The 23,145-nt window shown below is 70.9% G+C and carries 18 protein-coding genes and 2 pseudogenes; 6 read left to right on the top strand and 14 right to left on the bottom strand.

What is annotated here, in order from left to right; genetic code table 11:
- Window positions 1-346 (top strand): annotated as a pseudogene (locus tag HMPREF3165_RS13780) (zinc transporter); the annotation flags it as partial.
- A 454-nt stretch (window positions 347-800) separates the two neighbouring features.
- Here HMPREF3165_RS13780 and moeB read toward each other — a convergent pair.
- From moeB to HMPREF3165_RS06620, 8 genes are all read right to left on the bottom strand, one after another.
- Window positions 801-2,123 carry a molybdopterin-synthase adenylyltransferase MoeB gene (gene moeB / locus HMPREF3165_RS06655; RefSeq protein ID WP_070511916.1) on the bottom strand — a complete coding sequence of 441 codons (1,323 nt, stop codon included), beginning with the start codon at window positions 2,121-2,123 and terminating at the stop codon, window positions 801-803.
- Between the two features lie 41 nt (window positions 2,124-2,164).
- Window positions 2,165-4,282 carry an ABC transporter permease gene (locus tag HMPREF3165_RS06650; RefSeq protein ID WP_070511718.1) on the bottom strand — a complete coding sequence of 706 codons (2,118 nt, stop codon included), beginning with the start codon at window positions 4,280-4,282 and terminating at the stop codon, window positions 2,165-2,167.
- 42 nt (window positions 4,283-4,324) lie between these two features.
- The gene (gene modA, locus HMPREF3165_RS06645) at window positions 4,325-5,317 is read right to left on the bottom strand and encodes a molybdate ABC transporter substrate-binding protein (protein WP_070511717.1); all 993 of its coding nucleotides are present in this window, start codon (window positions 5,315-5,317) and stop codon (window positions 4,325-4,327) included.
- 34 nt (window positions 5,318-5,351) lie between these two features.
- Entirely contained in the window at window positions 5,352-6,140 is a 789-nt protein-coding gene (gene narI / locus HMPREF3165_RS06640; protein WP_009407357.1) for a respiratory nitrate reductase subunit gamma, read from the bottom strand.
- A complete protein-coding gene (narJ, locus tag HMPREF3165_RS06635; protein WP_070511713.1) occupies window positions 6,137-6,904 on the bottom strand; it encodes a nitrate reductase molybdenum cofactor assembly chaperone in 768 nt (255 codons plus the stop codon). Before narJ ends, narI begins: the two co-directional genes overlap by 4 nt.
- Window position 6,905: 1 nt before the next feature.
- Window positions 6,906-8,585 (bottom strand): nitrate reductase subunit beta, encoded by a 1,680-nt coding sequence (narH, locus tag HMPREF3165_RS06630; RefSeq protein WP_070511710.1) that lies wholly within the window; start codon window positions 8,583-8,585, stop codon window positions 6,906-6,908.
- The gene (locus HMPREF3165_RS06625; RefSeq protein WP_070511704.1) at window positions 8,585-12,361 is read right to left on the bottom strand and encodes a nitrate reductase subunit alpha; all 3,777 of its coding nucleotides are present in this window, start codon (window positions 12,359-12,361) and stop codon (window positions 8,585-8,587) included. Before HMPREF3165_RS06625 ends, narH begins: the two co-directional genes overlap by 1 nt.
- A 203-nt stretch (window positions 12,362-12,564) precedes the next feature.
- Window positions 12,565-13,893 (bottom strand): MFS transporter, encoded by a 1,329-nt coding sequence (locus HMPREF3165_RS06620; protein WP_070511693.1) that lies wholly within the window; start codon window positions 13,891-13,893, stop codon window positions 12,565-12,567.
- Between the two features lie 319 nt (window positions 13,894-14,212).
- Here HMPREF3165_RS06620 and HMPREF3165_RS06615 point away from each other — a divergent pair, with 319 nt between their 5' ends.
- Window positions 14,213-14,746 (top strand): MogA/MoaB family molybdenum cofactor biosynthesis protein, encoded by a 534-nt coding sequence (locus HMPREF3165_RS06615; protein WP_051349173.1) that lies wholly within the window; start codon window positions 14,213-14,215, stop codon window positions 14,744-14,746.
- A gap of 43 nt (window positions 14,747-14,789) precedes the next feature.
- Here HMPREF3165_RS06615 and HMPREF3165_RS06610 read toward each other — a convergent pair whose 3' ends face one another.
- The 3 genes from HMPREF3165_RS06610 to glp form a co-directional block, all read right to left on the bottom strand.
- Window positions 14,790-15,440 (bottom strand): molybdenum cofactor guanylyltransferase, encoded by a 651-nt coding sequence (locus HMPREF3165_RS06610; protein ID WP_070511913.1) that lies wholly within the window; start codon window positions 15,438-15,440, stop codon window positions 14,790-14,792.
- A gap of 19 nt (window positions 15,441-15,459) precedes the next feature.
- A complete protein-coding gene (moaC, locus tag HMPREF3165_RS06605) occupies window positions 15,460-15,972 on the bottom strand; it encodes a cyclic pyranopterin monophosphate synthase MoaC (protein ID WP_083303233.1) in 513 nt (170 codons plus the stop codon).
- Between the two features lie 80 nt (window positions 15,973-16,052).
- Complete coding sequence (gene glp / locus HMPREF3165_RS06600) at window positions 16,053-17,390, bottom strand: molybdopterin molybdotransferase MoeA (RefSeq protein WP_003786889.1); 1,338 nt, start codon at window positions 17,388-17,390, stop codon at window positions 16,053-16,055.
- A 177-nt stretch (window positions 17,391-17,567) separates the two neighbouring features.
- On the opposite strand from glp, the gene HMPREF3165_RS06595 reads away from it, so the two are divergent.
- Window positions 17,568-18,035, top strand: a complete 468-nt coding sequence (locus HMPREF3165_RS06595) for a molybdenum cofactor biosynthesis protein MoaE (RefSeq protein WP_232622543.1) — start codon at window positions 17,568-17,570, stop codon at window positions 18,033-18,035.
- Window positions 18,036-18,122: 87 nt separating this feature from the next.
- Here HMPREF3165_RS06595 and HMPREF3165_RS06590 read toward each other — a convergent pair whose 3' ends face one another.
- The 3 genes from HMPREF3165_RS06590 to HMPREF3165_RS06580 all read right to left on the bottom strand — a co-directional run bounded on the left by HMPREF3165_RS06590 (window position 18,123) and on the right by HMPREF3165_RS06580 (window position 20,069).
- Window positions 18,123-18,434 (bottom strand): MoaD/ThiS family protein, encoded by a 312-nt coding sequence (locus HMPREF3165_RS06590; protein WP_070511688.1) that lies wholly within the window; start codon window positions 18,432-18,434, stop codon window positions 18,123-18,125.
- Window positions 18,435-18,454: 20 nt separating this feature from the next.
- Window positions 18,455-19,645, bottom strand: coding sequence for a GTP 3',8-cyclase MoaA (moaA, locus tag HMPREF3165_RS06585; protein WP_070511686.1), 1,191 nt, complete (start codon window positions 19,643-19,645; stop codon window positions 18,455-18,457).
- A gap of 127 nt (window positions 19,646-19,772) precedes the next feature.
- Window positions 19,773-20,069, bottom strand: coding sequence for a DUF2249 domain-containing protein (locus HMPREF3165_RS06580; protein WP_003785642.1), 297 nt, complete (start codon window positions 20,067-20,069; stop codon window positions 19,773-19,775).
- A gap of 236 nt (window positions 20,070-20,305) precedes the next feature.
- Here HMPREF3165_RS06580 and HMPREF3165_RS06575 point away from each other — a divergent pair, with 236 nt between their 5' ends.
- The 3 genes and pseudogenes from HMPREF3165_RS06575 to HMPREF3165_RS06565 all read left to right on the top strand — a co-directional run.
- On the top strand, window positions 20,306-21,487 hold the full coding sequence (locus tag HMPREF3165_RS06575; protein ID WP_070511681.1) for a hypothetical protein: 1,182 nt from the start codon (window positions 20,306-20,308) through the stop codon (window positions 21,485-21,487).
- Complete coding sequence (locus HMPREF3165_RS06570; protein WP_070511679.1) at window positions 21,484-22,887, top strand: hypothetical protein; 1,404 nt, start codon at window positions 21,484-21,486, stop codon at window positions 22,885-22,887. Before HMPREF3165_RS06575 ends, HMPREF3165_RS06570 begins: the two co-directional genes overlap by 4 nt.
- A pseudogene (locus HMPREF3165_RS06565) lies at window positions 22,884-23,145 on the top strand (copper oxidase); the annotation flags it as partial. The gene HMPREF3165_RS06570 and the pseudogene HMPREF3165_RS06565, both read left to right, overlap by 4 nt.

Here is a 23,145-nt window from a genome sequence, read left to right as displayed (position 1 = left end):
CCCCGCCGTGCGCTACCAGACCACCACGATCCTGGGCACTCCCATCGAGGTCGAGTTCACCCCCACCACCTACACCTGGAACTGGGGAGACGGCACCACGACAACCACCACCGACCCCGGAGCCCCCTACCCCCACCAGACGGTCACCCACCACTACCAGCACACCGCCACCGGCGTGACCACGACCCTGACCACCACCTGGACCACCCGATACCGCCCCGCCGGCGAGAGCCAGTGGCGGCCCATCGAGGGCACCATCACCACCACCGAGACCTCCACCCCCTACGACCTGGTCCGCGTCGTCACCTACCTCACCGACGACGCCGAAGAAGCCCAAGGCCACTAACCCTCCACACCCAGCACCCGCCCACGCCTCAGACCACCAGGCTCACTCCGCGAGTGTGGTGTCACAACTGGCGACTTTTACGAGCATCTCTGGCCGACGAGGCTTCGCGCCCAGACACATACGCGCAGGTCAGAGCCTTACAGGCTCGGGCACGTCAGCCGACGGACGGCTTAAAAGTCGCCAATCGTGACACCAAGGGCGCACGGCGCACCGCTGAGACCCCCACTCAACCCACAGCACCTAAGTCCCAGATGCTGGCGCACACAGTTGCGCCTTAGACCGTCGAGCTCGCCGAGTGGTGTCACAACTGGCGACTTTTACGAGCACCTCTGGCCGATTGTCATGGCGCTCTCGCACATATGCACTGGTCAGAGCAGTAACAGGCCCGGGCACGTCAGCCGTTGGACGCCCTAAAAGTCGCCAATCGTGACACCACGGCCAGCTGATGCCGCGGTCAAGGCCGGCTGGACGCCCATGCCCTTATGCCGCCCTCAAGGCTGAGGAGTCGGCCGGGGTAGCCCGCAGCCTTCAGCGACTCGATGGCCCGGACCGAGCGCACCCCGGCAGCGCACACCACCACCGTGAGCCGACCCGGGTCGAGCTCGTCCATGTGTGCCGTCACCTCACGCAGCGGAATGTGCAGCGCCCCCTCCATCGGTTCGAGCGCCACCTCGACGTCCTCACGCACATCCAGCAGCGCCGGCGGCTTGGCGCCATTCAGGAGCCGCCTCAGCTCGGCCGCGGAGACGACACCCACTCCCGCCCCTGAATCCAGGACCTCGCCACCTTCCTGAATTCGGCTGGCAGCAGCGGGACCGGACGCGGAACTCCCTGGCCGCAGGCAGGAGTCAACCCCGGAGCGGGGTTCCTTCGGCTGCGCGTCGGCCTCACAGGCTCGGGGGAGTGCGCAGGCATCAGCCTCAGCGACCAGAGCGGTGATCGTCGGGTTCTCCCCGCACACCGGGCAGGCTGGGTTCTTCGCCACCGGAATCTCCCGCAGGCGCGCCCCCCAGACGTCCAGCATCGCCAGCCTCCCCAGCAGTGGTTGCCCGCCGCCGATCACCAGCTTGAGTGCCTCGGCGGCTTGCATCGTCCCGATGATGCCGGGCAGCACCCCCAGCACCCCGGCCTCCGCGCAGGAGGGTACCGAGCCTGCGGGCGGCGGGGCGGGGTGCAGGCACCGGTAGCACGGGCCCCGGAGCGCGTCGAAGACCCCCACCTGCCCGTTGAACCCCAGCACCGCCCCGTGCACCAGCGGCAGCCCCAGCATGACAGCGGCGTCATTGACTAGGTACCGCGTGGGGAAGTTGTCCGTGCCGTCGATGACCACGTCCCAGCCGCCCAGCAGCTCCCGGGCATTGTCCGCCGTCAACCGAGTCCGGTGGGCAACGACCTCAATATCGGGATTGAGTGCCCTGATCGCCTCGGCCGCCGAGTCCACCTTAGAGCGCCCCACGGCCGCCGTGGCATGGATGACCTGGCGTTGCAGGTTGGAGACGTCGACGTCGTCGTCGTCAATGAGCCCGATCGTCCCCACCCCGGCGGCCGCCAGGTACAGGGCCGCCGGTGCCCCGAGCCCGCCGGCACCGATGAGCAGGATCCGGGAGGCGCGGATGCGCTGCTGCCCCACGAGCCCTACCTGCGGCACAAGCGCATTGCGGTGGTAGCGCTCCAGCTCATCGCGGCTCAGCGGTCGCAGACGCTCTTCGGCGATCACCGATCCCCAGACGTCACCGCACTCGCTTCCCTCAACTGCGCTCACAACGCCCTCCCTCATCTTCATCCGGTCGTTCTCTCAAGGCCTCAGTGCCGCGGTCCTCAACCCCGGCGGGCCAGGATACGCACCTGCACCGCCTTGATGACGCAGCAGACTTCCCGGCCCTCGGTGATGCCGAGCTCGGCGACGGCACCCGCGGTGACCGCCGCCGACAGCCGCTGCCCCTCCTCGAGCTCCAGGCGCACACTCACCAGCGCCCCCGAGCGCTCCAGCCCCGTCACCCGGGCGGTCAGGACGTTGCGGGGACTGCCGTGCGGCGCCTGCCGGTAGAGGGCGACGGCGTCGGGCGGCACCAGCGCAATACCCGGCGCTCCGGGGCGCAGCACCTCGTCGCGGTTGTCCCCGTGACCCTGCTCGTCGATGTGCCCGTCAGCGGCATCCTCCCGGGGACGGCCATGAACGACCTGCCCGGACGGCAGCCGCAGCCCCGGTGCCTCGGCGTCGCCGTCGATGACCCCGGTGAGTACGGCTGTCCCCGTCAGGTGGGCGACGAAGTCCGAACGCGGCGCGGACAGGATCCTCGCCGTCGGTCCCTGCTCCACCACTCGGCCCCGGTCCAGGACGACGACGTCCTCGGCCAGCGCCGTCAGGTCCAAGACGTCATGGGTCACCAGCAGCAGCGTCAGTCCCTCCTCAGCGCATCGACGCGCCACCAGGCGGCGCATCTCCTGGCGGGCGGTCACGTCCAGGGCGGCCATCGGCTCATCCAGGACCAGCAGGCGGGGCCCTGTCGCCAGCGCCCGGGCTAGCGCCACTCGGGCCGCCTGCCCTCCCGAGAGTGCGCCTCCCGGGCGGGAGGCCAGGTGATCGGCCCCGACGGCGGCCAGCTCGGCTCGGGCCCGACGCGTCGCCTCCGCCCGGCTCACCCCCTGGCAGCGCAGCGCGAAGACCACATTGCCCAGCACGGACATGTGGGTGAAGACGCCCGGCTCCTGGCTGAGCAGCGCCACCTGGCGCCGCCCCGCCCGCACGAAGCCCCCGGGCCCGTCCAGGACTCGTCCGCCCAGCACGACCTGGCCGTTCTCGGCGTCCAGCAGGCCGGCCACCACGGAGCAGACCGTCGACTTGCCGGAGCCGTTGGGGCCGACGATCGCCGTCGTGCGTCCCGCCTCCACCTCCAGATCGACGACGACGTCGCGATCCGCCAGTTCGAAGGCGACCTTCAGGTTCTGGCCGCGTCCGCCGCCCCGAGGTGATTCGGGCGTCCGCTCACCCCTGTTCGGGGCCGAGGCCTCAGAGTCCCGGGGCTCCCAGGCGGCGTCATCGTCCTTCGAATCTGCGTGGCGAGGCATGAGACGGGCGGCCACCCTGCCCCAGTCGATGTTGGTCGCCCCGACGATGACGAAGGACAGGCCGATGAGCACGGCGGCCAGGGCCAGGGAGGTGGCCGTGTCCTTCTCCCGCTCCAGGTAGATGGCCAGCGGCATCGTGCGGGTGACGCCCTCCTTGGAACCGGCGAAGGCGATGGTCGCCCCGAACTCGCCCAGGCTCCGGCCCAGGGCCAGGGCCGTGCCCCGAGCCAGAGCAGGCGTTGCCAACGGCAGCGTCACCTGCGCCAGAACCCGCCACGGGCCGGCCCCGAGGCTCCGGGCGGTGACTTCGGCCCGCTTGTCGCGGCTGCGCAGCGCCGCCTCCAGAGTGACCACCAGGAAAGGCATGGAGACGAACACCTGGGCGATGACCACCGCGGTAGTGGAGAAGGCGATGGGTACCCCCCACTCCTTCAGGTGCGCCCCCAGCAGGCCGCGGTTGCCCAAGGTGGACAGCAGTGCGATACCGGCCACCACCGGCGGCATCGTCATTGGCAGCACCGCGAGGATCCGCGCGATCCTCACCCCCGGCCAGCTGCGGGCCAGCAGTAGCGCCAGTGGCACGCCCAGCACCACGCAGACGACCGTGGAGCTCAGACAGGTGCGGATCGAGAGCCACAGGGCGGCTTGCGCCGACGGCGTTGCCAGCAGCTGGGGGAGCTGCCCCCAGGACACGCGCGTCCCCATCCCCACCAGGGGCAGGACGATTGCGCAGCCTCCCAAGACGGCCAGCGCGGTCACGAGGACGGGCAGAGGTGAGCGAGTGGCCCGCCCACGCCCCTGGAGGGCGCGGACGGGCCGCCGTACCGACTGCTGCTCGGAGCGTGCAGTGGGGGACATCTCGTTCACAGACTCATGTCTACCAGGCCGCCGATTCAGGCCGGCAAGCCATCACGGAGCAGTGGTCTGCGCGGTGGGCTTGTTCGCCTCCGGGGCGGAGGACGCCTCAGCGGTCGCAGCCTGGGACGGGGCGGCGCCGGCTCCGGAGCTGGCCTCGGAACTGGCCCCGGCGCTCGCCGCCGCACTGCCCGCGGCGGAGGCCCCGGCACTCGCCCCGGCAGTGGCGCTGCCGGGCTTGCCGAAGCCGTGCTTGGCCAGGATCTCCTGGCCGGTCTTGCCGGTGACGGCATCGATGAAGACCTGCGCGCCCGCAGGGTTCTCGGGCTTGGCCGTCTGGGCGATCGGGTAGTGGTTGACGACGCCGCCGTCGGGGATGTCGATCTTGTCCGCCTTGTCCTTGGCGGCCGCCGCGTCGGTGGTGTAGACGATGCCGGCGTCGGCCTCACCGGACTCGACCTTGCCGCGCACGTCGGTCACCTTCTGCTCCTCGGAGACCGGCTTGAGGGTGATTCCCTGGGCCTCGGCGAGCTTCTTGGTGGCCTCACCGCAGGGCACCTCGGGGGCGCAGATGACCAGGTTGGCACCGTCCAGCGACGAGTCCAGCCCGGTGATCTTCTTGGGGTTGCCCTTGGGGACGATGAGGGTCAGGACGTTGGTGGCGAACTCGGTCTGGCTCCCGACCAGCTTCTGGTCCGCAGCGGTCTTCATCGTGGAGTTGTTGGCCGTGGCCAGGACGTCGGCGCTGTCGCCACCCGCCAGGGAGGCCACCAGGTCCTGGGAGCCCTGGAAGTCGAAGGTGACGTCCAGGCCGGGATTGTCCTTCTCCACGGTCTTCTCGATCTCCTCGAAGGCCTTCTGGAGGGAGGCCGCGGCCAGGACCGTGACCTTGCCGGTGGCCTTCCCCGCGCCGCCCGAGGCGCTTGCGGAGGCGGCTCCGGTGGCCCCACCCGTGGAGCTGTTGGAGGCGGACCCGCCGCAGGCGGCCAAGGAGACGGCGGAGAGCAGACTGACGGCGGCGATGGCCGCGCGACGAGTGAGACCCATACGTTGTCCTTTCGTGATGGCGGGAACGTCCGGTTCAGGCTCCCTGAGAGGGAGTGACGTCGTTGGCCCCCTGGTTGCCGGTGCCCTGGGTCCGCACCGGGGTCCAGCCGCGTGAGGTCTGAGCGGTGGAAGTGGCCCCCTCACGCGAACGGTAGACCACATAGGGGCGGGTCACGTAGCCCACGGGCGCGGAGACCACGTGGACCAGGCGGGTGAAGGGCCAGATCGCCAGGAGCAGGAAGCCCGCGATGACGTGGAGCTTGAAGGAGACCGGTACGTCGGCCATGAGCTCGGGGCGCGGCTGGAGCACCAGCACCGAGCGCAGCCAGGGGCTGATCGTCTCGCGGTAGTCGTAGCCGTGGGCGTCGGTGAGCTGGTTGAGGACCGTGGCCGCCGTTCCCAGCAGGATCGGCACGATGAGGAAGCAGTACATGACCAGGTCGTTGCGGGTGGTGGCCAGGCGCACGCTCTTGACGACGATGCGCCGGTAGATGAGCCCGACCAGGCCCACGATCGTCAGGATGGCCGCCAAGGTTCCCAGGTAGGTGGCGCCCAGGTGGTACATGTGCTGGGAGACGCCCAGCATCTCGGTGACGTCCTTGGGCACCAGCAGCCCGACGACGTGACCGCCCATCACCATGAGGAAGCCCAGGTGGAACAGGGGGGATGCCAGGCGCAGGATGCGGGACTCGTTCCACTGCGAGGAACGAGAGGTCCAGCCGAACTGGTCGGTGCGCCACCGCCAGATCATGCCTGCCACCAGCAGCACCAGGCTGGCGTAGGGCAGGGCCACCCACATGAGGTTCTGCTGAATCGGGCTCATGTCATGCTCTCCTGGCTGCTTGTGAAGGGGGAAGGATCGGCGACTGGTGCCGAGCCCGGCACGGCGGTTACACCGGACAGGCTCGGGTTGCGCACGGGAATGGTCGGGAAGGGCAGGGTATTGGTGACACCGACGGTCTCGGTGGGCGGTCCGGCCGCCACGAGGGCGCGCACGCGCTCGGCGGTGGCCTCGTCGATCTGCGGCAGAGTCATCGAGACGGCCTCCACCAGCCCCGCGTAGGGGGAGGCGGCGTCGGCCAGGGCGCTGCGCAGCACCTCGATGCCCTCGCGGTGGGAGGACAGGAGCGTTCCCGCCACCTCGTCACCGCTGCGCGCGGACAGCTCGAGGACCACCGGCAGGTAGTCGGGCAGCTCATCGGCGGCCATCTCGTAGCCGGCCGCCGCCAGCGCCTGCTTGAAGGCCAGCAGTGCGGCGCCCCGGTGTCGGGTGTCACCCACCGTGTAGTACGTCAGGTACAGGCAGCAGCGCCGACGTCGGTCGAAGACCTCCACGTAGTGCTCGGCCATGGCCCGCTCGCCGCGGCGCCGCGCCTGAGCGATGAACTCCTCCAGGAGGACGGCCACCTCCGCCGGTAGCGTGGCCAGCTCGGCCTCGACGGCGTTCAGGCGCGTCTCCAGAGTCCCCTCGGCCGGGTAGTCCAGCAGCAGCGAGGCCGCCATGTGCACGGTGGCTCGCTGGGAGGGCGTCAGGTGCACCTCGGCGGGTTTCTCAAGAACCCGGGGGGCGCGGACGAAGGAGACCATCTCAGAGGTCCCTGGGGGCCGCGACCGCGGGGCCGGTCGAGGAGTCGGCCGCCGGGGCCTGCCCCACCGGCTCAGGCACACCGACCTGCGGCATGCCCGGGCCGGCTGCCGGCACCGGCTCACGGCGCACGGTCGGCAGCGGCAGGCTCACCGGGCCGCCGTTCATGGCGCCGCCGCCCTGGCCGTGGAAGGAGGCGACGTCGGGGTGGCACCCGGCCGGGGCCCCCTCACCCAGAAGGGTCATGACGTCGTTGCCCATGGACTCCATGCCGCGGGGGACCTCGGGCTTGGCGGTGGGGATGACGTAGCGGTCGTCGTACTTGGCGATGGCCAGCAGGCGGTACATGGCCTCCAGCTTCTTGCCGTCCAGGCCCACGGCGGCGGCGATGGCCGGGTCGGGCTCGCGGCCCAGGCGCACGTCGCGCATGTGGGAGCGCATCGCGGCCAGGCGCCGCAGCACGAGCTCGACCGTGTTGGTCTCGCCGGCCGTGAACAGGCCCGCCAGGTACTCCAGCGGAATGCGCATGTCGGAGACGGCCGTGAGCAGCACCTTGTAGTTCTCACCGTCCAGTCCGGCGGCCGCGACCTCGTCGACGACCGGGGAGAGCGGCGGGATGTACCAGACCATCGGCATGGTGCGGTACTCGGGGTGCAGGGGCAGGGCCACCTCATAGGTGTCGATGAGGTCCCAGATGGGGGAGGCCTGAGCCGCCTCGATCCAGTTGTCCGGGACGCCCTCGGCGCGCGCGCCCGCCACGACCTCGGGGTCGTGGGGGTTGAGGAGGATCTCGCGCTGGGCCATGTACAGGTCCTGCGGGTCCTTGACGGCGGCGGCCTGCGAGACGCGATCGGCGTCGTAGAGGAGGACGCCCAGGTAGCGCAGGCGGCCCACACAGGTCTCCGAGCACACAGTGGGCTGGCCGATTTCCAGGCGCGGGTAGCACAGGGTGCACTTCTCGGCCTTGCCGGTGGCGTGGTTGAAGTAGACCTTCTTGTAAGGGCAGGAGGACACACACATGCGCCAGCCGCGGCAGGCGTCCTGGTCCACCAGGACGATGCCGTCCTCAGTGCGCTTGTACATGGCGCCCGACGGGCAGGCGGACACGCAGGTGGGGTTGAGGCAGTGCTCGCAGATGCGCGGCAGGTAGAACATGAAGGCCGACTCGATGTCGGTGCGCACCTTCGTGCTCATCGCCTCGATGATCGGGTCCTGCTGGAGGGTCTCCATGGAGCCGCCCAGGTCGTCATCCCAGTTGGGACCCCACTTGATGGTGGGCATGTACTCGCCGGTCAGCTGGCTCTTGGCGCGCGCCACCGGAATCGCCGGGGAGTCCTTGGGGGCCGAGAGCAGCTTGTCGTACTCGTAGGTCCACGGCTCGTAGTAGTCCTCGACCGTGGGCATCTCGGGGTTGGCGAAGATGTTGACCAGGCGGCGCAGGCGCCCGCCCGAGCGGGGCCGCAGGCGGCCCGAGGCCGTGCGCTCCCAGCCGCCGCGCCAGGTGTCCTGGTCCTCCCAGCCCTTGGGGTAGCCGACACCAGGGCGGGTCTCGACGTTGTTGAACCACATGTACTCGGTGCCCTCGCGGTTGGTCCAGGCCTGCTTGCAGGTCACTGAACAGGTGTGGCAGCCGATGCACTTGTCGAGGTTCATCACCATTGCGATCTGGGCCATGACCTTCATCAGAAAGTCACCTCCTGGTTGCTGCGGCGACGGATAAGCGTGACCTCGTCGCGGTTGTTGCCCGTGGGGCCGATGTAGTTGAAGGCGTAGGACAGCTGCCCGTAGCCGCCTGCGAAGTGGCTGGGCTTGAGCACGATCCGGGTCAGGGAGTTGTGCGTCCCGCCTCGCCTGCCGCTGGTCTCAGTCAGCGGGGTGTTCATGGTGCGCTCCTGGGCGTGGTGCATGAAGACCATGCCCTCGGGGATGCGGTGGGAGACAATGGCGCGCGCCGCCACGATGCCGTTGCGGTTGTAGGCCTCGACCCACTCGTTGTCCTTGACGCCGATCTTGTCGGCGTCCTGGGGGCTCATCCAGATGGTCTGGCCCCCGCGTCCCAGCGTGAGCATGTGCAGGTTGTCGAAGTACTGCGAGTGGATCGCCCACTTGTTGTGCGCGGTGATGTAGCGCACTGCGACCTCCGCCGTGCCCGCCTGGCTCGTGGACACCGAGCCCGGTGCGGCCTCCCCGTACAGGGCGTGGAAGTCCAGTGGCGGCCGGAAGATCGGCAGGGACTCGCCCATGTCTCGCATCCAGTCGTGGTCGAGGTAGTAGTGCATGCGCCCGGTCAGGGTGTGCCAGGGCTTGGCGTGCTCCACGTTGACCACGAAGGCCGAGTATCGCCGGCCGCCGTGCTCGGAACCGGACCACTCCGGGGAGGTGATGACTCCCTGGGGCTTGACCTGAGTGTCGGCGAAGGAGATGTGCTTGCCTGCCTCCTCCTCGCTGAGCTCGACCAGCGTGGTGCCGGTGCGCTTGGACAGCGTGTCCCAGCCTTCGGTGGCGATACGCCCGTTGGTGGTGCCCGACAGTGTGAAGATGGCGTCGGCGGCGCGGATGTCGGTGTCGAGCAGCGGCCGGCCGGCGGCCACGCCGTCGGAGGAGACCCCGTGGTTGCGGGCCAGACGCTCCACCTCCGGGCCTGGCTTGAGCATGATGCCCTTGCAGGGAATCCCCAGCTTCTCGGCCAGGGGGCCCAGGGCGTCGAACTTGGCCCGGATCTGGGTGTAGTCGCGCTCGGTGGGCACCAGCTTGGGCATCGTCACTCCCGGCACCCACTCCTGGGGGAGGGAGGACACGTCACCGTGCGCCATCGTCAGGGCGTCGGGGGTGTCGTGGGTGAGGGGCGCGGCGACGACGTCGGTCTGGGTGCCCAGGTAGCGCGGCGCCCAGGCGGAGATGAGCCCGGCCAGGGTCTGGAAGACCTGGAAGTCGGTGCGCGCCTCCCAGGGCGGGTCGATGGCCGCGTTGAAGGAGTGCACGAAGGGGTGCATGTCGGTCGAGGAGATGTCGTGCTTCTCGTACCAGGTGGCCGCCGGCAGGACGACGTCGGAGTGCAGGGTGGTGGAGGTGTTGCGGAAGTCCGCGGTCCACATGAGGTCGAGCTTGCCCACGGGGGCCTCGTCGCGCCAGGTCACCGAGGCGGGACGCTGCTCGGGCGGGTTCTCGACGGCGTTGACGTCGTTGTCCGCACCCACCATGTGGCGTAGGAAGAACTCCGTGCCCTTGGCCGAGCTGCCCAGCAGGTTCGTGCGCCACGAGCACAGGATGCGCGGGAAGTTCTCCGGGGCATCCGGGTCCTCGCAGGCGAAGCGCAGCTCACCGGAGCGCAGCTGCTCGACGACGTAGTCCTTGGGGTCCATGCCCGCCTCGGCGGCCTGCTGGCCCAGGAGCAGCGGGCTGCGGTTGAAGGTCGGGTAGGACGGCGTCCACCCGCGCTTCATGGCCTCGACCATGGCGTCGGTCGTGGTCTTACCCGCCAGGGTGCCCGGTCCCAGCGGGGAGGCCAGGCGCTCGGCGGAGGTGGTGTCGTAGCGCCACTGGTCGGTGGTGAGGTACCAGAAGCCCGTGGCGATCATCTGCCGGGCCGGGCGGTGCCAGTCCAGGGCGAAGGAGTACTGCTGGAAGCCGCTGAGCGGGCGGACCTTCTCCTGACCCACGTAGTGGGCCCAGCCGCCGCCGTTGACGCCCTGGGTGGCGCACATGGAGGTCAGCGCCAGGATCGTCCGGTAGATCTGGTCGGCGTGGTAGTAGTGGTTGATGCCCGCGCCCATGACGATCTGGGAGCGGCCGCCGGACTCCACGGCGTTGAGGGCGAAGTCGCGCGCCACCTGGATGATGGCGGGGCCGGGAACACCGGTGATCTCACTGGCCCAGGCGGGTGTGCCCGGGACGGTGGCGTCCTGGTAGTCCGTGGGCCACTCGCCGGGCATGGAGGGGCGCTCGACGGCGTACTGGGCCAGGAGCAGGTCGTAGACGGTGGTGACCAGGCGGTCCCCGATGCGGGTGACCGGCACGCCGCGGCGCACGACGCCGCCGCCCACGGAGCCCTCGGGGGTGGAGGAGCCAGGCAGGTCGAAGCGGGGCAGGAGGACCTCGGCGGCCTGGACCTGGGGGCCCTGGCCGTGCAGGTCCATGATGCTCATGACCGGGTCGACGCCGTCCATGAGCAGGTTCCACCTGCCCTCGCCCTCGGGGGTGAAACGATCGGCCAGGGTGCCGCCGGGGTCGGCCGGGCCGCGCTCACGGTCCCACACGAGGGGGCGGAACTCGTTCTTCGGGGCGCCAGTGGCGACGCCGTTGACGTCGGAGGCCGTCACGAAGCGGCCGGGCACGTAGCTGGTGCCGTCGGGGGAGGGCTCCAGGCCGATGAGGAAGGGGGAGTCGGTGTGGCGGCGCATGTAGTCCAGGAAGAAGGACTCCTCGCGCTTGACGTGGAACTCGGAGAGGATGACGTGCCCCATCGCCTGGGCCAGGGCGCCGTCGGTGCCCGGGGCCACGCGCAGCCACTGGTCGGCGAACTTGGTGTTGTCGGCGTAGTCGGGGGAGACGGCCACGACCTTCTGCCCGTGGTAGCGGGCCTCGGTCATGAAGTGGGCGTCCGGGGTGCGGGTCAGCGGGAGGTTGGAGCCCCACATCATGAGGTACTGGGCGTTGTACCAGTCGCCGGCCTCGGGGACGTCGGTCTGGTCACCGAAGACCTGCGGTGAGGCCGGCGGCAGGTCGGCGTACCAGTCGTAGAAGGAGAGCATCGTGCCGCCGATGAGCTCGTGGAGGCGGCCGCCGGCTCCGTAGGAGACCTGGGACATGGCCGGGATGACGCTGAAGCCGGCGATCCGGTCCGGGCCCCAGGCGCGGATGGTGTGGACGTAGGCGGCCGCGACGATCTCCATGGCCTCGTCCCAGCCCACGCGGACCATGCCGCCCTTGCCTCGGGCGGACTTGTAGGCCTTGGCGGTGGCGGGGTCACCGGTGACCTGCGCCCAGGCGGCGACCGGGTCGCCGTCGTTGTCGGCCTTCGCGGCGCGGAAGGCGTCCAGGAGGACCGAGCGCACGTAGGGGTAGCGGATGCGCGTGGGGGAGTAGGTGTACCAGGAGAAGGCCGCGCCACGCGGGCAGCCGCGGGGCTCGTACTCGGGCATGTCCGGCCCCGTGGTGGGGTAGTCGGTGATCTGCTTCTCCCAGGTGATGATGCCATCGGAGACGTAGACCTCCCAGGCGCACGACCCGGTGCAGTTGACCCCGTGGGTGGAGTGGACCATCTTGTCGTGGCTCCACCGGTGGCGGTAGAAGGTGTCGGCCTCGCGCCCTCCGGTGAGGAACAGGCGGCGGGCGTCGGCAGAGGCTTGTCCTCGACGCAGGTACGAGCCCAGCGTGAGCAGTCCGGGGGCGTTCTCGACCTGCTGGTCGGGCCCAGGGACGATCCCGGGGCCGGTGGTCTGGGAGCCGGTGGTGCTCATCAATGGTCCTTTGGTCCGTGAAGTTGATGGGTGTGGTGGTTGGTGACGAATGGTGGCCCGGAGCTCGAGGGGTGGGCCCTGAGTGGTTCCGGCTGCTCCCGGCGGACGCGGCCATGATGCTGGCCGCGTCCGCCGTCGAGCTGGTCAGTCGGTGATTGGCGGTGGCCCCGACGGGCTGGTTCCGACCGGGGCCGGAGGGGGGATCAGCCCGGACGCTTGGCGCCCGGTTTGGCGTAGCGGATCCAGCAGATGACGGCGCACACGACGCAGAAGACGGCGCAGCTGTAGAAGAAGACGTGCGTCGGCATGAGGGTCAGGGCGATACCGACCAGGAAGGGGCCGAGGGAGGCCACGGCGGCGGTGAAGCCGATGGCGCCGCCGGCCTGGCGCTTGGGCATGATCATCGGCATCTGCTTGAAGGTCGAGGCGTTGCCGACGCCGGCGAAGAAGAACATCGCCAGCAGCGCCACCATGAAGATGGTGAAGTCGGCCGGGTCGTCCGCGGCGGCCACCAGGTAGCCGCACCAGGCCATCGTGATGGCCATGCCGATGGCGGAGACGAAGGTCCAGATGGCTCCGCCGAAGCGGTCGCACAAAGGGCCCCAGGCGAAGCGCAGGAAGGAGCCGATGACGGTACCGATGAAGGCGTAGGAGGCCCCCTGGGGCAGGTCGCCCTTGGTGAAGTGCTCGGCCAGGTCGGAGGTGGCGCCGTAGTTGTTGTTGATGATGTTGGCGGTCTGGGCGGCGAAGCCGGAGAAGACGCCGAAGGTCATGATGTACAGGACCGTCATGAGCCAGGTGTCCAGGTTGCCGAAGATGTCCATCTGCTCCTTGATGTTGGCCTTGAGCGGGACGTCCTTGATGTAGCGGAAGGTCAGGAAGGCCGCGACGAGGGACCAGGGCAGGAAGAAGACGGTGGCGTTGACGACCATGGGGGCGCCCTCGTGGTGGGGGGCGACCCAGGTCAGGCCGAACAGGCTGATGCTCATGAGGAAGGGGGCGGCGAGCTGGATGACGCTCATACCCATGTTGCCCAGGCCTCCCTGCAGGCCCAGGGCGGTGCCGGCCAGGCGCTTGGGGAAGTAGAAGCCGGTCGAGGGCATGTAGCCGGAGAAGGTGGCGGCCCCGATACCGCAGGCGAAGGACAGGGCGAGCAGAACACCGAAGGAGGTGTTGTGGTTCTGCACCGCGAAGAACCAGCCGAGCATCGGCAGGATGTACAGCAGGGAGGACCAGCCGATCATCTTGCGGGCGCCGATGGTGGCGGGCAGGAACATGTAGATCAGGCGCAGGGCGGCGCAGGACAGACCCGGCATCGAGGTGATCCAGTAGATCTGGTTCTTGGTCAGGTGGAAGCCGATGTCGTTGAGCCTGGGTGCCACCGCACTGGGCAGGAACCAGACGGTGAAGCCGAGCATGAGGGAGAAGGTGGTGATGGCCAGAGTGGTCCAGGCGATCTTTGCGGACCAGTTCTCCGGCTCCTCGGGATTCCAGCCTGTGAGGACGCGACCGGAGGTGTCGAGCGTGGACATAGGGCTCCTGCTGTTGTGGGGCTCGGTCCGCTGGGCGACAGCGCCCTGGACCAGAGACTGTTTGGAGAGAGTCGGTGAAAGCCTACGGACTCGCACCGCGCTCAATGATGCATTGAGTTGGTCAGATCTTCATGCAAGGGACGAATGTCTGAGCAATACGAGGCGAAACCGACATCTCGGAGGTGACTAAGGGCGGTGAATTAGGTTCAATATTAGTTGCCTAATTGAGGTTGCCGGTTGGATCGGGACGTGTTGCCCTTGAAATACCGGGCGGGAGACGGAGGAGCCGCGCGGGGTGTATGCGGACTACGGTGGGCCCATGAGTGAGACCCCCATCGTCCAGAAGGGCCTGGCGGCCCTGCCCGAGCCCGTCAAGGGCGCCGTCATCACCGTCTCCGACCGCTGCGTCAGCGGTGAGAGAGAGGACCTCTCCGGCCCGCTGGCCCAGCGCCTCCTGGCTGAGCACGACGTCGTCGTGGAGAAGGTGGACCTCGTGCCCGACGGCGTTGAGCCGGTGCGTGAGGCGATCAGGCGGGCCGTGTCCGCCGGCGCCCGGGTGGTCCTGACCACCGGCGGTACCGGGGTGACCCCCCGAGACCTCACCCCGGAGGCCACGGCGCCACTACTGGAGACCCGCATCGAGGGCATCGAGGCGCAGATCCGCGCCCACGGGCTGACCAAGACACCGCTGGCGGGACTGTCCCGTGGGCTGGTAGGCGTGACCTCTCGCGGCGACGACGGCGCCCTGGTCGTCAACGCCCCCGGCTCGCGCGGTGGGGTCAAGGACACCGTTGCCGTCGTCGGCCCCCTGGTGCCCCATGTCCTGGAGCAGCTCGGCGGCGGCGACCACTGAGCACACTCGAGCACTACTGAGCGATTCGGATTGAGCCGGGCTGCTACTCGGAGCGGCCCGAGTCCCAGGAATGGACCTCGGCCCAGGTGTCCAGATCCCGCACGACATCGCGAGCCGTGGGGATGGCCTTGACGCCGAGCGACCCGAGTGCCCGGCGCACAGCCGTGTCTCGCAGAGGCGCGCCGTCCGGGGCGACGGCCGCGGCCAGTGCTCGGCGGCGGTAGAGGCCCAGCAGGTACTGGGTGTGCTCGCCATCGCGGGCGCAGGCGCCGTCCAGCTCCGGCCCGGCCTGCGCCAGCGCCCGGTGCAGGGCCGGCAGCGCCCTCCAGGACAAGGGCGCGTCGCAGGTGAGAATCCCGGTGAGTTCCGCAACCGGGCCACTCCGTCCCAGGACATCCAGCCCGGCCGCGATCCCGGCGACGGGTCCTCCCAGAGGAGGGTCCTCCAGCGCCCGTAGGACGCCTCCGGGCAGAGCGACCTCCGCCGGGGCGACAACGCACACGCGCCCGAGCGGAAGGCCCTGTTCGCGAAGCTGCTCCAGGCCGGCCAGCACGTGGTCGAGCAGGCGCAGACCCCGGGCGACGACGTCGGGCTTGGAGGCTCCGTCCAACCGAGCGCCGGTTCCGCCGGCCAGCACGACGACGTCGGCGGTCTCGGCGACCTCGGTGACTTCGGCCGCATCCGCGGTGCTCATGATGGCGCCGACCGTCTGCTCAGGCAGCGTCACCGCGGTCACCGCGGTCACCGCGCGCCCAGTCCCCTGAGCGTCCCCCGGACTTGGCGACCACCTTGGCCTCTCTCAGCTCGACGCCCCGGTCCACTCCCTTGACCATGTCGACGATCGCCAGTCCCGCCACGGTGGCGGCAGTGAGTGCCTCCATCTCCACGCCCGTGCGGTCGGCCGTGCGCACCGTGGTCTCGATGCGCACGCCGCCGTCGACGATCTCCAGGTCCACGCGCGCCCCATGCACGCCGATGACATGCGCCAGGGGGAGGAGCTCGGGGACCTTTTTCGTCGCCGCGATCCCGGCCACGCGGGCCACGGCGAGCACGTCGCCCTTGGGGACAGAGCCGCCGCGCAGGGCGTCGACGATCGCCTCCGAGCAGGCCACGAAGGCGGTGGCGCGGGCCTCGCGCACGGTCGGGGTCTTGGCGGTGACATCCACCATGTAGGCGGCGCCCGCCTCGTCCAGGTGGGTGAGGGTGATCTTGGGGCGGGTAGTCACAGGGGCTCCTTCACTGGGGGTGGGATCGTGCGTCGTGGACGTGGCTCGCCGCGGCGGCCTTCAGGGGCGGCCGGCGGGCGCTACGAGGCGGACAGCGGGATGAGGGGCAGCTCGTCGCCGACCTCGACCGCCTCGACCTCGGCGGCCACCACCGCCAGTGCCTGCGCGGCGGGCAGCGATGCCACCAGGTGCGAGCCGGAGCCCAGCCGGTGGGTGGGCGTGACCCAGGGGAGGCCCGCGCCGTCACCGAGGTCGGAACGGACTCCGGAGCCGGTGGGGGCCTCGGTGAAGCGCACCGGAACGTGCTGGCGCCGCCCCGGCGGGGTCCGCCAGCCCACCGCCGCGCGCGCCGTCAGGACAGGCCGCCCCGGAAGCGGCTCTGCGCCGCCGTCGTCTGCGTCCTGCCCGGCCAGGCGGGCCAGCGCCGGGGCCACGATTGTGGTGAAGGAGACCAGGACACTCACCGGGTTGCCCGGCAGGCAGATGATCGGCACCCGCCGGCCGTCGTCGGTCAGGACCCAGCCGTGCCCCTGGGGCTTGCCCGGCTGCATGGCCACCTTGACGAAGTCCAGGTGCACTGGGGCCTCCTCGCCCCGCTGCGCCTGCGCCAGCATCGTCAGAGGATCGAAGGCTCCCGCGGACACGCCCCCGGAGGTGACGATGAGGTCGGCGCCGGCCGCGGCCTGCCGCAGGACCTCAGCCAGGGCCTCGGCCGTATCGCCGCTGCGGGCCATGCTCGTGCATACGGCCCCGTGCTCGGCGACCAGCCCGGCCAGCAGCAGGGAGTTGGAGTCGGGAATCGTCCCGGGCTCCAGCGCCTGGCCGGCGTCACGCAGCTCGGCCCCGGTGGAGACCACCGCCACGCGCACCTGCGGCCGCACCAGCACCGAGCCGAGCCCCACGGAGGCCAGGGCGGAGATGGCCGCCGCTGACAGCCTCGTCCCCGCCGCCATGACCGGATCGCCCGCGGCCACGTCCTCCCCGGCGCGGCGCACGCTGAGGCCCGGGGTCGCTGCCGCGCGGATCTCGACGCGCTCGGGAATCGGGTGTGGGCCGGGAGCCTGGTCGGTGTCCTCCACCTTGACCACGGCGTCCGCGCCCTCGGGCAGCATCGCCCCGGTCATGATCCGCTGGGCGGTTCCCTCCGCGAGGGGCTGCGGTGCGGCGCCGGCCGGAACGTCCCCGCTCACCGGCAGCACCACGGGCGTCTGTGGGCGGGCGTCGGTTGTGTCCTTCGCGCGCACTGCGTAGCCGTCCATCGCCGAGTTCGTCCACGGTGGCACCGGCACGGTGGCGGTCACGTCCTCGGCCAGCACCCGGCCGTGCGCTCGCCCCAGTGGCACACGGCCGCCCTCAAGGGGCGAGAGGGCCTCCAGCACCTGGGAGACGTAGTCCTCCAGCGGAATCATCTGCGCCATAGCGGTCCTTCCTTCGGCGAGCGCCCCGTGGGCTGCGACTCGGGGCGGGCGGTCGCGGGGCCGGTGCCCGAACGTCCGGGGCCTATCATGCCCGTTCAGCCGGGGAAGCCCACATGGGTATGCTCGCGGCCGACCATCCGATCATTCCCAGCCCGCCGCCCCGATCGAGGAGACCCCGTGACGCCCAGTCCCGACCAGCCCAGCCGGCCGCTCCCGGCTCCCACGGCCCGCGTGGTCCGCGCCGAGGTCACCGAGGCCCCCATCAGCGTCACCGAGCTCGCCGATGCCGTCCAGGACGCCGCCGCCGGCGCCGTCGTCACCTTCGAGGGCGTGGTCCGCAACCACGACGCCGAGCGCGCCGTCACCGGCATCGGCTACTCCTGTCACCCCACGGCCGGCCAGGTCGTCGAGCAGATCGCCCGGGACGTGGCCCAGCAGGGGCGGGTGCGGGCCCTGGGTGTCGTTCACCGCGTCGGCGACCTGAGCGTCGGGGAGGTGGCGCTCGCGGTCGCCGTCAGCTCCGACCACCGCGCCGAGGCCTTCGCCGTGTGCAGCCAGATCGTCGAGGAGGTCAAGGAGCGCCTGCCCGTGTGGAAGCGCCAGACCTTCACCGACGGCTCGAGCCAGTGGAGCAACATCGCCTGACGTCTTGTCGCCGGGCCTGGAACGTCTCGGGCAGGCGGCCGGAAGAACGGTTGGAATGTGCGACGACCGCCCGGCTCGGTGCGGTCGTCACCCGCCGGCGAAGGGCGGGAGCACGTCGACGGCGTCGCCGTCGGCCAGGGGCGTGAGCGAGTCCGCCGGGGTGGAGACCGAGTTGACGAGGAAGCTGCAGATCGGGATGACCCGCGCCATCTCCAGGCCTCGACCGGAGAGCCGCTCGCGCAGAGCCGCCAGTGTCGTGCCGGCGGGCAGGTCCAGGCGCTCCTCGGGACGCCCGGCGGCCTCTGTGGCCGCGGCGAAGTAGCGCAGGGTCACGGAGATCTGCGCCTGACCGGCGTGCGCGCCCGCCTGGGGCGACAGCTCGGGGGACGGGTTCGTCATGGGGCTCCTAAGGATTCGGGTCAGCCACCGATGGCCGACATGGTGCGCTGCGGGCGAGCGAAGCCGTCGCTCTCGGTGTGGGGACTGTCCGAGCCGTGCGCGCGGGGCTTGCCCCAGGTGGCGCCGGCCCAGATGCGGATGAGCTCGTCGTCGTCGGCCCCGGCGCGCATGGGGCCGCGCAGGTCGGTCTCGGTGCTGGAGAACAGGCAGGTCATGAGGCGTCCGTCGGCCGTGATGCGGGTGCGGTCGCAGTCCGAGCAGAAGGGGGCGGTGACCGAGGCGATGACGCCCACCGTCCCGGCCGGATGCTCCTGGCCCGACGCGCTTCCGGCGGCGACGCGCCACAGCGCCGCCGGACGACGGTCCGGGCGGCCCACCTCGGTGAGGGTGAATCCGGCCTCCCGCAGCACCTCCAGGATCTGATCGACGCCGACGACGTCCTGGCTGCTCCAGGTCTCGCGCGGTCCCAGCGGCATGTGCTCGATGAACCGCAGCTGCCAGCCACGGCGCAGGCACTCGGCCAGGAGGCGTGGCGCGCGTTCCTCCACGGTGGTGGGCACGGCCACGGCATTGACCTTGATGGGGTCCAGGCCGGCCTCCTGGGCGCCGGCGATCCCGGTCAGGACGTCGGCGAGCCGGTCGCGGCGAGTGATGGCGGCGTAGTCCTGCGGGTCCAGGGAGTCGATGGAGATGTTGACGCGGTCCAGGCCCGCCGCCCGCAGCCCGGCGGCCCGCTTCTCCAGGCCCAGACCGTTCGTGGTCAGGGCGATGTCCGGCTTGGCCCCGGCCGAGGTCCGCAGGGCGGACAGTGCTTCGACGATCTCCTCCAGGTCGCGTCGCATGAGCGGCTCGCCGCCGGTCAGGCGGATGCGCTCAACTCCCAGGCGCTCGACGGCGATGCGCCCCAGGCGGGTGAGCTCGGCGGTGGTCAGCAGATCCGGGGTGGGTAGCCACTGGAGACCCTGTGCGGGCATGCAGTAGGTGCAACGCAGGTTGCAGCGGTCCGTGATGGACAGGCGCAGGTCGCGCACGGTGCGCCCGTAGCGGTCGACCAGCTGCTGGGGGAGGCCGTCGGCAGCCGGAGCCGGCGGGCTGGGACGTTCGGACAGCTCGGGTAGCACCGGCCGGGTCGTCGGCATAGGCAGGTCCGCGGAGGTCCCACGGCTCCTGCTCGGGCCGACGACCGCGGCATCGAGCGGTGCAGGCATCATGCGTTGAGCATATCGGGAGCGCGCCGGCGGCACGGAGTCAGGCCCGCTGAGGCCCCGAGCCCGTGGCCGGAGCCGAGGGCTCAGGCCAGCGGGTGCCTCCTGCCGACCGGTCGCGCTCAGGTGTGGATCAGGCGGTGCGCAGGATCTCGACGCGGGCGAAGCCCTCGGACTGCTCCAGCAGCGTGTGCTGGAAGGTGAAGGGCAGCTGGTCGATCTGGGCCAGCAGCGGGGTGGGCACGTGCGGGGCCACCAGGTCGAAGCCCTCACCGGGGTTGAGGGAGGAGGCGGCGCCGATGACCGCGGCGTGGCGCAGACGGTGCGGGATGGCGCGCGCGTCCAGGGTGAGGCGCTCGTCGCTGTGCTCGTGGCAGCCGCAGCTGGACTTCTTCTCAGTGACGGGCAGCAGCTCGGGGCTCTCGCTCATAGGGCTCTCCTTCGGAGTGTGTCGTACTGGTGTGCGTGACCTTACTACCACTGCCGGGTCGACTGTCACGACCGTCCACCGCCAGTGGAACGGCTGTCCACTTCCGCTGGCGCGGCCAGCCCCACACAAACCTACCGAAACTTCATAAGTGACGCGGAGCCGTGTCGTCTATGAAGTTTTTGTCGATGTGAGTGCGTGGTGCGTGGGTTTGTGGTGCCGTTGGATACGGTTGGACCGTGGAGACGGACCGACTCAGCCGGGCGCTGACCAGCCGCGTGGCGCCGCGCCTGGTGGCCCTTGCCCTGGGCGCCGCCTGCATCCTCATGGGACTCAACGCCGCCCTCCTGCGCCTCAACCTTCCGGCCCCCGTCGACGGGGCCGAGCTGGCGGCGCTCCACGGCCCCCTCATGCTGGTCGGCTTCCTGGGGACCGTCATCGCCCTGGAGCGGGCGGTCGCCGCCCGCGCCCCCTGGGCCTTCCTCGCCCCACTGGGAAGTGCCGCGGGCTGCCTGGCCCTCATGGCCGGCGTGCCCGACGTCGTCGGCCGGGGCCTCCTCGCCGGCGCAGCCGGCGTCCTGTGCGCCATCTACCTGCGGGTTCACCGCCGCGCCCCCAGTGCCGCCGTCGACGTCGAGGCCATGGGCGGGGCCGCCCTCCTGCTGGGGGACATCCTGTGGCTGGGTGGGCGCGGCATGGAGGACGTCGTCCCGCTGTGGCTGCTCTTCCCCACGCTCACCATCATCGGCGAGCGCCTGGAGCTGGCCCGCATCGCCTTCCTCGACGAGATGGTGGAGACCGTCGTCGAGGCGCTCTCCGGCCTAGCGGTCCTGGGCGCCTGCCTGCTGCTCATCGCACCGGGCTCCCACCTCGTGGTCGGCCCGGCCCTGCTGGGACTGGCCGTCGTCATGACCTACTACGACGTCGCCCGGCGCACGGTCCGCCTGCGCGGCGGGGTGCGCTTCATGGCGGCCTCCATGCTCGCCGGCTACGTGTGGCTCGCCCTCGCCGGGGCGGTCTGGTCGCTGTGGGGCCTGCAGGGCCTGAACGGGGCCGCCTACGAGATCGTCATCCACTGCATCACGCTGGGCTTCGCCTTCTCCATGATCCTGGCCCACGCCCCGGTCATCATCCCCGCGATCGTCCACCGGGCCCTGCCCTACCACCGGCTCATGTGGCTGCCCTACGTTCTGCTGCACGCCGGCCTGGTGGTGCGCGTCGTCGGCCTGCTGGTGGAGGCCTCCGCGGCCTGGAAGGTCGGCGGTGCCGTGGGAGTGGCGGCGATCCTCGTCTTCATGGTCCTCACCCTGGGGCGCGTCCTGACCTCCGGCAGCATCCGCAAGCCGGTCCGGGTCGGACCGCCGGCTGCGGCCACGGCATCCGGATCGACGACGTCGCAGGCGACAGGGGGCCCCGCATGAGCCTGTCCATCGGTTCTCCCGGTACCGGGTCCGCCCCCCGGCCCGGCTCGCTTCCTGGCCCCGGACGAGTAAGCGGCCCGGGCCGCCCGGCCAAGAAGCCCTCTCGGCGCACCACCCAGGTGCGTCGCAACGCCCTGGTCACGGCTTGGCTGCTCATTGCCGCGGTCCTGGCGGCCCTGACCATCGTGGGCCCGCTGGTCTCCTGGGGAACCTGGCTGCCCCTGCATGCCCTGCTCCTGGGCGGGATCGGCAGCGCCATTACCATCTGGTCCGCCCACTTCGCCGACACCCTCCTGCACCGCCCGGCCCTGGGCGGCGCCGCCCTCCTGGACACGCGCCTCTACGCCCACAGCCTCGGCACCGCCGTCGTGCTCACCGGCATCACCATGGGCCAGCAGGTGGTGGCGCTCATCGGGGCGGCCATCGTCATGGCCCAGGCCATTGCGGGCGTCGTGGCCATCACCGTGCAGTACCGCAGGGCCATCGCCCCGCGCCTGGCATCCCTGGCCCTCCACTACGCCGTCGCCCTGGTCCTGCTGGCCACCGGCGCGCTCCTGGGCTTCCTCATCGCCTGGTCCAACGCCCACGGGCGCTCCGCCCTGGCCGACGGCTTCTACCTGGCGCACACGACCACCATGCTGCTGGGCTTCGTGGGCACCACGGTCCTGGGCACGCTCACGGTCCTGTGGCCCACGATGCTGCGCACCCCCATGGAGCCGGTCGCACCGCGCTGGACCACTCGCGGCCTGCCCTACCTCGTGGGCGGCACCGCGCTGGTGGCGGCATGCGGGCTGTGGCCGCCCCTGGCGGGCCTGGGCACCCTGGTCTACCTCGGCGGCGCCTGCGCCGTCCTCGTACCCGCGTACCGCACCGCCCGCAGGGTCCCGCCGACATCCTTCGCCACGGCCTCCGCCACGGCCTCAGTGGCCTGGTTCATCGGCTGCGTCGCCGTCCTGGGGGCCCGCATGGCGCTGGCCGACGACGCCGCCGCTGCCCGTGAGGTCATCCACTCCCTGCGCCTGCCCCTGGCGGCGGGCTTCGCCCTGCAGGTCCTTGTGGCGGCCCTGAGCTACCTCACCCCGGTGATGCTCGGCGGTGGCCCCACGGCCACCCGCGCCACCAACGCGATCATGGACCGCTTCGCCGCCTACCGGGTCACCGCCGCCAACGCCTGTCTCCTGCTGGCGCTCTACCCGGGGGCGCCCTGGCAGGTGCGCGTCGTCGCCGGCGCCCTGGCCGCGCTGGTGACCTCCTACCTGCTGGCGGGCATGATCCTCAGCCTGCGCGAGGTCTCCCAGCGCAAGCGCCCGCCGCGTACCCCACGCACCCCGGCCGACGCCGACTCCACCTCCGACCCCGCGGGCCACCGGTCCGCCCAGCCCCGAAGGGGAACCCGATGACGAAGACGCCCGACGCACAGGCACCATCCCCTGATGAGGCCGCCGCTCCTGAGTCTGCCGGCGCTGAGAACGCCCCTTCTCAGGACGCTGCCTCCCAGGAGACCGAGCGCAGCGGCGCCGACAGTGCGGCTCAGGCCCCCGGTGACACTGCTGGGCGCGCGGCGACGGGCGCCGGTAAGCCCGAGGGCGCCCACCGCCGAGCGGTGACGGCCGGTACCGCCCCCGCCATCGACCGCAACCGCCGGCCCCTGACCGGCG

It is taken from the genome of Actinomyces sp. HMSC08A09 (assembly GCF_001807465.1).
Taxonomy (GTDB): domain Bacteria; phylum Actinomycetota; class Actinomycetes; order Actinomycetales; family Actinomycetaceae; genus Actinomyces; species Actinomyces oris.
The sequence above is the reverse complement of the archived record's forward strand: the minus strand, read 5'-3'. Positions and strand labels throughout refer to the sequence as shown.